The sequence below is a fragment of the Capsulimonas corticalis genome, assembly GCF_003574315.2.
Lineage (GTDB): Bacteria > Armatimonadota > Armatimonadia > Armatimonadales > Capsulimonadaceae > Capsulimonas > Capsulimonas corticalis.
Map to the genome: position 1 here is coordinate 305,710 of NZ_AP025739.1, position 11,211 is coordinate 316,920.

Here is an 11,211-nt window from a genome sequence, read left to right on the forward strand (position 1 = left end):
CTAACTCCCGTAGATTTTGGTCAGGATCTGTTCGAAGCCCAGTGGAGAAACGCCGAAGACATCGGTAATCGCGTGGCTCTTTGTGACGTTGTCCAGTCCCAGGTTGGCGAGCTGATCGCGGGTGACCGGAGGCTTGGGCAGGATCGCCTCCATGACGGTCGCGGCGATTTTGAGGATCGGGACGGGCGCATGGAGAAATGGCTTGCTGACGTGCAGGGAATTGGCGAAGCCGCCCAGCAATTCGTTGAACGACACCTGGGTGGCGCCGCCGACTTCGTAGACTTGCTTCGCCGTGGCGGGGTCGCCGAGCGAATTCACGACGCACGCGGCCAGGTCGTCGATAAAGATCGGCTGGAACTTATTGTTGCCGGAGCCGGGCACGGGGATAAACGGGAACGGCAGCGGGACGGGAAGTCCGCCGTGTTTGATCAGTTCGCCCATCTGCTCCACGAACTCGCCGTCTTTCCCGAGGATAATCGAGGGGCGAAAGATGGTGTACGGCAGACCGCTTTCCGTCACGATCTTCTCCGCCGCCGCCTTGGTGCGCGAATACTCGGCGGGACCGTTCGGATCGGCGCCGATCGCGCTCATGTAAATAAACCGTCCGTGAAAATCGGCCGCGCAGGCGGTCTTTACGATGTTCTGGGTTCCCTGAACGTGGATGCGCTGGAACGTCTGGCCGCCCTTCGCCTCCTGAATGATTCCCACGAGATGCAGGACGGCGTCCACGCCTTCAAACATCGCCGGCGTCAGCGTCGCGGCGTCCCCAACATCCACTCCGTCGATATACGTCGCGCCCGACTTGGCGCGCTCCCCTTGCGGCTTCTTGCGCGACAATCCGCGCACGGAATGCCCGGCCGCAAGCAGCGCCTCAATCATGTGGTTCCCGACGAAGCCGGAGGCTCCGGTCACTAAAACTTCCATGTCCTATACAGCTTTCTAAGTCCATTTGGACCGGCGAACTTGCATCTGCGAAAGACGGGCAGCCAATTGCGCCGCGTCCCTCGCCGCTATAACATCGCCAGAAAGAGTTCAGTTCCAAACAAAAACGCCTCGGGACATCTCTGTCCGAGGCGTTTTCCAGTATTCTCAGTTATCCGCCGACGGCGTTGCGTCGAATGACCCCGGAATAGAACTCGGCGCTGAGCTTGGGCGTGCGCTCCAGCGTCTCGTAGTTGACGTAGCAGATCCCAAAGCGTTTGGTGTAGCCGAAAGCCCATTCGAAGTTGTCCATCAGGCTCCAGACAAAGTAGCCTTTGACGGGATAACCTTCGTCGGCGGCGCGGTGCAGGTGGATCAAATGCTCTTGCAGGTACATCACCCGCCCGACATCCTGAATCTCATTGCTCGCGTTCGGCCGGTCGGGATTGGCGCAGCCGTTTTCCGTGATGTAGATCTCGGGCGCGTTCCAGGTTTCCGCGACCATGCGCGGTCCCCAGTACATGATGCTCGGCCCGACCGCGAGCCATGGCATATCCATTTTGGGGTAGCCAGGGCCGTTCTCGACCGTGGACCAGCCGCGCGCTGTCGAGGGATCATGCCGGACATAGGTCGGCGCGTACAAGTTCAGACCGACGAAATCAATAGGAGACGCAATCGCCGCCATCTCGTCGTCCGTGAAGACAGGCGCGTCGGCGCCCGCGCTTTCCAGATATCCGGGATGGTAGCGGCCCTCGAAGATCGGGGTCAGATACATGCCGGACAGTTCGCGCAGCGCCTCGCGCGTGGCGGCGATGTGCTCGGGAGTCTCCAGGATCGGGACGATATTGGGAATGTTCTCGGCGAGTCCGACCTTGAGGTCCTGGGGACCGGACGCGCGGATCGCCTGGACGGCCAGGCCGTGACCGTAGACGGCGTGGTGGCGCGCCTGGTTCAGCAGGCGCGGACATACGTTCTTGCCCGGCGCGAACAGCTCGCCCGTGTCCACATACCCCTTGTCCAGAAAGCACATGAACTCGTTGATGGTGAAAACGCCGCTGAGACGGTCGCCAAGCTGGGCGGCCATATATCCGGCGTAGTCGGCGAAGACTCGCGCGCAGTCACGCGATTCCCAGCCGCCGAACCGGTCTTCGGTCCACTGCGGCAGATCCCAGTGAAACAAGGTCATCCACGGCTGAATGTCGGCGGCGCGCAGTTCGTCGACGAGACGCTTATAGAAGTCGAGGCCCTTCGGATTGGGGACGCCGCCGGCGTCGGGAAAGATGCGCGACCAGGAGACGGAAAAGCGGTAGGATTGAAGCCCGAGGCGCTTCATCAGCGCGACGTCTTCCTTGTAGCGATGGTAGTGATCGGTCGCAACATCGCCGTTCTGATCGAACGCGATTGCCCCGGACCGGCGGGAAAACGTATCCCACACACTGGGGGTGCGCCCGTCTTCGTCCCATGCCCCTTCGACCTGGTAAGCCGCCGTAGCCGCGCCCCACAAAAAATCCGCTGGGAACGGGCAAAAAAGCCGCGCGGCGCCCGACGCGGCGGGTATATCCAAATCCGTCACTCTGATTGCTTCCTTCGGCCGTTACTATCCGCGCTTCGATAGGTGAGATTTAATGCGCGTCGGCCAATTCTTTGTTCAGCTGCGCCAGGGCCGTTTGCTTGACGCCGGCCGGCATTTTCGTGTCGGCGTTCACCTGGTCGATGGCCTGCATGATCTCGGCTTTCGACCGCTTCTGCTCGGCCTGGTACCCTGAGGTGTCTCCGGAATAGGAACACCCGGACGAGAGCGCCGTGATTCCGATGGCGGCGATGGCCAATGCGGCCGACGCCAAATGTTTGATTCCACTCATTCATTCTACCCTTGAAGACCCGTAAAAGCGCCGAAGTATTCCTATACGCATTCACGAAACTTAATTTTTGCCAGCCCGTGATCGCCGTATCAGCGCCGGCCCCTTGCGGGGCTGGCGGTGAGGCTACGGGGTGCCCGGGCACTGGTTCCAGTACTGTTCGCAGGTCAGGCCGGGGATGTACAGGTTCTTGCTGTAGTAATCGGCGCCCTTGTGCTGGGACTTGACGTGGCCGTCCAGGAAGAGCATATCGCAGGTGCCGCTGTGGCGGTAGCGCGGCATGGTGTTGCAGGACTGATAGCCGCCGCCATCGCCGGACGCGATATCGCAGTCCTTGATATTGGGCACGAATGTGCTGCCGGAAAACCACGCCCACTTGTCCATAGGATAGTAGGAGCCTCGGGGATTGCTGTAAATCGTCGTTCCGTCTGGAGCCATAGCGCTGGCGCCGTTTGCGCCGGCTTCCCAGATGCCAATCGATTCGGCGGGAGAATCGATCGCCGCCAGAGTCACGGAGGGGCCGGAGGCGTTGGCGCTCAGGCCAGTGCCGTTGTCATACCAGACCGGGAAGACATCGTCGCGCACGACAAATTGCGCCTGCTGATCGCGATGCACGGCGGACGGGCAGGAATACACTCCGCCAGCATAGCCCAGGATATTGCGGCCGGCCACTGTGGTTGCGTTGTTCTGACCGTTCTTCACATAGGGGTTAATGACATAAGTCCAGTCATACCCAGTGGTGAAGTTGCCCATGCCGCTGGTGGAGACCTGCGACGGGGGAAAAGACTCGTCGTTGTCTTGATTGTATTGCAGGATCGCAAGGCCGATCTGCTTGAAATTGCTGATACAAGCAGACTGGCGCGCTTTCTCCCGGGCTTGCGCGAATACCGGAAACAGGATCGCCGCTAATATCGCAATGATCGCGATCACTACGAGAAGCTCAATGAGCGTGAACCCCAGGGTTTGGGGGGACTTGCGAAGAAAAGAACGATTCATGACATTCTCCTTGATATGCGCGAAAAAATCGATTCGATGTTCTTGCAATGCCGCCCTTAGGAGGGCGGCGGTCCGACGGACTCCCGCATAACCAGCTCGACCGGAAAGATGTCGCTGGCTGTCGGTTCGAGAAGCGGCTGATTGTCGGCTCCGTCTCCGACTTGATTGAGAAGCAATTGTACGGCGCGCGCCGCCATGTCGCGGAACGGCTGGCGGATCGTGGTCAGATGCGGGGTTGTCATTTGCGCCAGCATCAGGTCGTCGAAGCCGCCGATGGAGATATCCCGGGGCGCCTGTAAGCCCCGGGCGGCGACGACATCCAGGGCGCCGTAGGCGATACCGTCATTGGCGCAAAAGATCGCCGTCGGCAGCGGAAGCCCGCTGCCGAGCAGCGCCGCCATCCGCTCACTTCCGCTGACGGCGGTGAAATCGCCTTCCAGAATCAGACTCGGGTCGATGGGAATGCCGGCCTCCTCCATCGCTCTCTTGTAGCCGGCAAACCGCTGACGCGCCCCGGATTGATCGAGAGCGCCGGGAAAATGACCGATTCGGCGATGCCCCAGCTCGATCATATGCGTGACGATTTTATGGGCGCCGCCTTCGTCGTCCACCTCCAGATTGTGGATGCCGGGCATCATCACGCCGCCGTGGATCGTCACGAATGAGGTCCGCCGAGAAAGGAGCTCGGAAAACTCCGGCGTCAGATGCGATCCCAAAAAGATAATGCCGTCGACTCGCCCGTCGCAAAATTGGAGGATTTTGTCTTCGTCGAGCCGCCAATCGGAGACGGAAAAGACCGTCGTGTTCTGACCGTGCCCCACGCATTCGGCCAGGATCCCGTTCAGGATCTCCAGAAAGTATAAGTTCAAAGGGCCGTCAATCACCGCGACCACACCGAGCGTGTCCATGCGGCGTCGGGACAGGCCCCGCCCGACGGCGTTGGGCCGGTAGTGCAGCCGCTTGGCCGCCTCTTCGATCCGAACACGCGTGGCGTCGGAAACGCGAGTGGCGGACCGGGCGCCGTTGAGGACCACGGAAACGGTCATCGCGGCCACGCCGGCCTCGCGGGCCACGTCTTTTAATGTCGGTGCGTCAGTTCGTCTCATAAATAGATCGTCGTTCTTTCGCCGTCGGGGGGCGGGCGGCGTTACTATTATACACCCGTCCCCCACCATTCCTCGGTTCGGACTTTGGTTACGGCTTTCCCGATTTCTGCGCGGCGGCCTGGCCGGCGGCTTGCGCACTCTGCATCTTCTGCGCCTGTTCCGCCTGCATGGCGGCGATCTTCGCCTGCTCCGCCGGCGGCGCCGGCGATCCCATCACGTCTTTACGCTGCTGAGCCAGAGGATCGCCGGAGTTGCCGTCGCGGCTTCCGCAGCCGGCAAGCGCCACAGCGCAGAGCGCCGCCAGGAGGATTGTGTGATTTCTCTTCATCGATTGTTTGATTTCTTGCCTTTATGATACTTTCCGAACTACTGGCGCAGAGCGTCCCACTTGTTGCTATCGGCGTGCCCGTTGGAGTCGTATCCCGACGCCGGCTGGGGATTGGTCTGGCTCGGGCGCATCGCCTTGACATGACCGTCGACAAACGCGAAGTTGCTCATCGTGTTGCCCGAATGGTGCGCGGAGATCGCTCCGTTCGGCCCGTTCGGATAAGCGGTTGAGGCGGGACGAGTATTGTCCGGCAGTTGGCTGCCTTCACCAAACCAGGACACGCCGACAATGACGTTTCCATCGCCAAAGTTCGTCCAATTGCCCGCATTATTGTCGCTCGGCGCCGCATTGTGCATATCGCTGTTGAAATGCTCGGCGATCAGAATTGTATCTGACGGGCGACCGACACGTGAGAGAGGCGCGACTTCATAGTTACCCGGATAGAGCCCGTCTTTCGCGACGCCCATCAGACCGACCAGCGCCGGCGCATAGCCGAAATCGCCATAGTAACCCAGAACGCCATTGGCGGCATAGGAGCATATCACGCCCTTATAGGAATTCGCGGTGTCAACGCTCCCGGCGCCGGGATCATCGGGACATCCGAAGACGCCGTTGGCCTTGATATAAGGCAGCACTTTCTGCGTCCAATGCGCGGTCAGGTCCGTCCCGCTGGAATATTCCTGTCCACCATCAATCGCGAGAGGAAACGTCTCATCGTAATCCTGAACGTATTGCAGAATTCCCAAGCCCAACTGCTTCATATTGGAGGAGCAGGAGATCTGTCGGGCTTTCTCGCGAGCTTGAGCGAAGACGGGGAAGAGAATTGCGGCAAGGATTGCAATGATAGCGATGACAACGAGAAGCTCGATCAGTGTGAACCCTTTGACTTTGGCGGACGAAATAAATGAAGTACGATACATAGTCTTGACTTTCTCCTGCGAACTCAATTCCGAGATACCCGTTGGCGTTTCGCCTTTCGGGGGTGTAAATCCATTCTATCACTGAATTAGCGCTACGTCAATAGGTTTCTAAAAATAAATTACCGATAATTCAGAAATAAAATTATCGGTAATTCATAAAAAACTCCTTGCATTAATCGTAGGTCAATAGTATAATGGTTACACTATGAAGTTCACCGATGGAAACTGGCTAATACGTGAAGGCGTGCGTACTTATCACCCGGCGCAGGCATACGATCTTGAGACGACGGACACGTCCGTCACGGCTTACGCTCCGGCGCATATGATCCGCCATCGCGGCGATACGCTGATCGGTCCTCTCATTACTGTTCGGCTCTCGTCGCCGATGTGCGACGTGATCCAAGTGCGACTAATGCACTACAGTGGCGAACGGCGTGAGAACCTGCGCTTTCCGACGTTCCCGGACGAAGGCGCGCCGGTCACGATCGAGACCGACGATGGGTTCGCGTCCCTGACAAGCGGCGCGCTGACGGCGCGGATCAACCGCGCGAACTGGGCGCTCGATTTTGTCTCATCCGACGGGCGCATCGTCACGAGCAGCGGCGCCAAGGGCGTCGGCCTTGCCGAGGTGGAGGGCGAAGGCGCATATATCCACGAGCAGTTGTCTCTGGGCGTCGGCGAGTGCGTTTATGGTCTCGGCGAGCGGTTCACGGCGTTCGTCAAAAACGGTCAGGTCGTGGATACCTGGAACAAGGACGGCGGCGCGGGCAGCGATCAGGCGTATAAGAACGTCCCTTTTTACATCACCAATCGCGGCTACGGCGTCTTCGTCAACCAGCCTGAGAACGTTTCGTTCGAGATCGGCTCCGAAAAAGTCGCGCGCGTTCAGTTCAGCGTTCCCGGCCAATCTTTGGAATACTTCGTCATCTATGGACCGACGCCCAAGGAGATTCTGGAGAAGTACACGGCGCTGACCGGCCGACCGGCGCTGCCGCCGGCCTGGTCCTTCGGTCTGTGGCTGACGACATCGTTCACGACCAGCTATGACGAACAGACCGTCACGAGCTTTATCCAGGGCATGGCCGACCGCGAAATCCCCCTGCATGTTTTCCACTTCGACTGCTTCTGGATGCGCGAGTTCCACTGGTGCGATTTCGAATGGGACAAGCGCGTCTTCCCCGATCCTGCGGGCATGCTCACGCGTCTGAAAGAACGCGGCCTGAAGATTTGCGTTTGGATCAACCCCTATATCGCCCAGCGCTCCCCGCTCTTCGCCGAGGGCAAGGCGGGCGGATATCTGCTGAAGCGCGCGGACGGCTCTGTCTGGCAGACCGATCAGTGGCAGCCGGGAATGGGGATCGTCGACTTCACCAATCCCGACGCCTGCCGCTGGTTCCAGGATAAGCTGCGCGCCCTTCTCCATCAAGGCGTCGACTGCTTCAAGACCGACTTCGGCGAGCGCATCCCGACCGACGCCGTCTACTTCGACGGATCCGATCCGGAGGCGATGCACAACTTCTACTCATATCTCTACAACAAGACAGTCTTCGATCTGCTGCGCGAGGAGCGCGGCGAGGGGGAGGCGGTCCTGTTCGCGCGCTCCGGCACGGCGGGCAGCCAGCAGTTCCCGGTCCACTGGGGCGGCGACTGCGCGTCGGACTTCGAGGCGATGTCCGCCAGCCTGCGCGCCGGTCTTTCGCTTTGCCTCTCGGGCTTCGGCTTCTGGAGCCACGACATCGGCGGCTTCGAGGGCACTCCTCCCGCGGAGATCTACAAGCGCTGGGTCGCCTTCGGCCTGCTTTCACCGCACAGCCGCCTGCACGGCAGTTCGTCGTACCGCGTCCCGTGGGTCTACGACGACGAAGCCGTGGACGTGCTTCGCTTCTTCACCCAGCTCAAGTGCCGCCTGATGCCCTATCTCTTCGGCGCCGCCGTCGAAGCGCATCAACACGGCGTCCCCATGATGCGCGCCATGATGCTGGAGTTCCCGGGCGATCCCGCGTGCGAGTATCTCGACCGCCAGTATCTTCTCGGCGGATCGCTGCTGGTCGCCCCCGTCTTCTCACAGGACGGTTCGGTCCAGTATTACATCCCCGAAGGCCGCTGGACCGAATATCTCACCGGCCGCACGATCGACGGCCCGCGCTGGATGCGCGAGGAGCACGGCTTCCTGAGCCTGCCGCTCCTGGTCCGCCCCAACACAGTCCTACCCCTCGGCGCGGACGACGAACGCCCGGACTACGACTTCACCTCCGGCGTCGAGTTCCAGGTCTACGAACTGTCTGACGGCGCCAACGTCAGCGTCTCCATCCCCACCCTCACCGGGGCGAACGGCGCAACGCTAACCGTCACCAAAAACGACGGCAAGATCACGGCGACCCTCGAAGGCTCGGCCAGCTTGTGGAGGCTTCGGCTGATGGGCGTCGCCAACATCGCCTCGGTGGACGGCGGATCGTTCGAATCCGGCGAGCGCGGAGCGCTGGTTCTGCCGGCGGACGGCGCGAGGTCGGTGACGGTGACGGTGTAGAGGGGGGAGCCCTCACCCCCCTCTCGTTCACTTAATTCTTGCGCTTTGCGTAAGTGGCTGGCGAATGAATTCGCGCCTACAAGTACGGCCGTCCGCCTTCGCGGACTTCGGAGCCTACGGCATTAAGATAAATGCCTTCGGCATAAAACTCTGAACCCGCGAAGGCGGGTGACCGTACTTTTAGCCGCGAATTCATTCGCCAGGCATTCTTAATATTCGTCAGGCTTGTGCCGAAAGCACAAAGTCTGCTTACCTGGCTGCTAAGGGGGCGATCCGAGAGCTCACCACCATGAATAACACAACCACCACGCACATCTTCCAAACCCCCGACGCCGCTATCGAAGACCGCGTCACGGATCTCCTCTCCCTCATGACGACCGAAGAGAAGATCGCCTGTCTCGGCACGGACCCGAGTGTTCCGCGCCTGGGCGTCAAGGGCAGCGGGCATATTGAAGGGCTGCACGGCGTCGCGATGGGCGAGCCCGGCGGCTGGGGCGGCAAAGAGCCGCTTCCGACGACGACATTTCCGCAGGCGATCGGGCTGGGGCAGACGTGGGATGTGGAGTGTGTCCGGCTGGCGGCGGAGATCGAGAGCGTGGAAGCGCGTTATCTGTTCCAGCATCCGGAGTATGCGCGCGGGGGGATCGTCGTGCGGGCGCCCAATGCGGATCTGGGGCGCGATCCGCGCTGGGGACGCACGGAAGAGTGCTACGGGGAGGATCCGTACTTCAACGGGACTCTGGCCGCGGCGTTTGTGCGGGGGTTGCAGGGCGACCATCCCCGATACTGGCGCTCGGCGTCGCTGATGAAGCATTTTCTGGCGAACAGCAATGAGAATGGGCGAGAAAACTCGTCCTCGGACTTCGATGAGCGGCTGTTTCGGGAGTATTATTCGGTCCCGTTTCGCATGGGCGTCGAGGCGGGATCGCGGGCTTATATGGCTGCCTATAATTCTTATAATGGAATTCCCTGCGGCGTGCATCCCATGTTAAAGGCGATCACCGTGGAGGAATGGGGGCAGGATGGGATCATCTGCACGGACGGCGGCGCGATGAAGCTGCTCGTCACCCATCACAAGGCGTTCCCCGACGAAGCGAGCGCGTGCGCCGCCGTTGTGCAGGCGGGGATCGGGCAGTTTCTGGACGATCACATGGAGCCGACGCGGCTGGCGTGGGAGCAGGGTCTCGTCACCGAAGCGCAGATCGACGATGCGCTGCGCGGCAACTTCCGGGTCATGATCCGATTGGGACTGCTGGATCCGCCGGAGCTTGTCCCCTATGCACAGATCGGCGCGGCGGGAGCGCCCGCGCCGTGGCTCTCCGAAGAACACAAGGCCGCCGCGCGGCGGGTGACGCAAAAGTCCATCGTGCTGCTGAAGAACGAGGGCGATGTACTGCCTTTGGACAAGCAAAACTTGGCGTCCATCGCCGTCATCGGCGCTTATTCGGATTCCGTCCTGTTCGATTGGTACAGCGGATCGCCGCCATACGCGGTGACGCCCCTCCAGGGGATCGCCGAGAAGGCGGGCGCGGGCGTCGCGGTGCGTCATTCCGATGGCGCGGATATCAACGCGGCTGCGGAGATGGCGCGTGACGCGGATGTCGCAATCGTGATCGTCGGCAACCACCCCACGGGGGACGGCGGCTGGGCGAAGGTGACAAAACCGGAGTATGGGAAGGAAGCGGTCGATCGAGAGTCCCTGGACCTGGAGGAAGAAGCGCTCATTCGGGAGGTCTTTGCGGCGAACCCGCGCACGATCGTTGTGCTGGTCTCGTCGTTCCCCTACACCATCCGGTGGACGCAGGAGAATATCCCGGCGATCGTGCAGATGACGCACAACAGCCAGGAGCAGGGCGGTGCCCTTGCCGACGTTCTGTTTGGCGACTATAACCCGGCGGGACGCCTGGTTCAGACCTGGCTCCAGTCCATCGATCAACTGCCGCCGATGATGGATTACGATATCCGTCACGGCCGCACCCATCTCTACTTCGATGGCGACGCGCTTTACCCCTTCGGCCATGGACTGAGCTATACGCAGTTCGCCTACGCCAATTTGCATTTGAGCGCGGAGACCATTCCCGCAAACGACGGCGTCCTCAATATCTCTTTCGAGCTGAGCAACATCGGCGACCGGGCGGGCGAGGAAGTCGCGCAGCTCTATGTCCGGCATCTCGATTCTCGGGTTGCGCGGCCGCGCCAGGAGCTCAAAGGGTTTCAGCGGATCGCGCTGGCGGCGGGCGAGACAAAGACCGTCACGATGCCGCTTGCCGCGTCGGACCTTGCCTATTGGAACGAAGCCGAGCACCGGTTCGAAGTCGAAAGCGGACGCGTGGAGATCAGGATCGGGCGCTCATCCCGTGAGATCGAACTGGAAAGCCTCGTGACCATCGCGCCTTGAGCGTACGCGCGAAACGATTCGCAATTGTTGCTTGACAGGAATACGGCGCCGTCGTATAATGAGCGTGATATACCGTCAACAGTAGATCAATTTTACCAAAAACGGCGATTTCACGCTCATATTTATCGAATAATCACGAATTTTCGCGCAAAAAGA

At 60.6% G+C, this 11,211-nt stretch carries 9 protein-coding genes; 2 read left to right on the plus strand and 7 right to left on the minus strand.

Annotated features, from left to right (window positions below; translation table 11 throughout):
- From D5261_RS01430 to D5261_RS01460, 7 genes are all read right to left on the minus strand, one after another.
- The gene (locus D5261_RS01430) at positions 1-924 is read right to left on the minus strand and encodes a complex I NDUFA9 subunit family protein (RefSeq protein WP_119320175.1); all 924 of its coding nucleotides are present in this window, start codon (positions 922-924) and stop codon (positions 1-3) included.
- Positions 925-1,093: 169 nt separating this feature from the next.
- Entirely contained in the window at positions 1,094-2,494 is a 1,401-nt protein-coding gene (locus D5261_RS01435; protein ID WP_218025518.1) for a GH1 family beta-glucosidase, read from the minus strand.
- A gap of 49 nt (positions 2,495-2,543) precedes the next feature.
- Positions 2,544-2,783: a hypothetical protein gene (locus tag D5261_RS01440; protein WP_125205848.1), complete on the minus strand. Its 240-nt coding sequence runs from the start codon at positions 2,781-2,783 to the stop codon at positions 2,544-2,546.
- Between the two features lie 123 nt (positions 2,784-2,906).
- The gene (locus D5261_RS01445; RefSeq protein ID WP_125205849.1) at positions 2,907-3,776 is read right to left on the minus strand and encodes a DUF1559 family PulG-like putative transporter; all 870 of its coding nucleotides are present in this window, start codon (positions 3,774-3,776) and stop codon (positions 2,907-2,909) included.
- Between the two features lie 56 nt (positions 3,777-3,832).
- Positions 3,833-4,882 (minus strand): LacI family DNA-binding transcriptional regulator, encoded by a 1,050-nt coding sequence (locus D5261_RS01450; protein WP_165864001.1) that lies wholly within the window; start codon positions 4,880-4,882, stop codon positions 3,833-3,835.
- Positions 4,883-4,970: 88 nt separating this feature from the next.
- Positions 4,971-5,210 carry a hypothetical protein gene (locus D5261_RS01455; RefSeq protein ID WP_119320180.1) on the minus strand — a complete coding sequence of 80 codons (240 nt, stop codon included), beginning with the start codon at positions 5,208-5,210 and terminating at the stop codon, positions 4,971-4,973.
- Positions 5,211-5,248: 38 nt separating this feature from the next.
- Complete coding sequence (locus D5261_RS01460) at positions 5,249-6,130, minus strand: DUF1559 family PulG-like putative transporter (RefSeq protein WP_119320181.1); 882 nt, start codon at positions 6,128-6,130, stop codon at positions 5,249-5,251.
- A gap of 205 nt (positions 6,131-6,335) precedes the next feature.
- Between D5261_RS01460 and yicI the strand changes: the two genes are divergently transcribed.
- Both yicI and D5261_RS01470 read left to right on the plus strand, forming a co-directional pair.
- On the plus strand, positions 6,336-8,657 hold the full coding sequence (gene yicI / locus D5261_RS01465) for an alpha-xylosidase (RefSeq protein ID WP_119320182.1): 2,322 nt from the start codon (positions 6,336-6,338) through the stop codon (positions 8,655-8,657).
- A 289-nt stretch (positions 8,658-8,946) separates the two neighbouring features.
- Positions 8,947-11,055, plus strand: coding sequence for a glycoside hydrolase family 3 C-terminal domain-containing protein (locus D5261_RS01470; protein ID WP_119320183.1), 2,109 nt, complete (start codon positions 8,947-8,949; stop codon positions 11,053-11,055).
- Positions 11,056-11,211 lie beyond the last annotated feature (156 nt).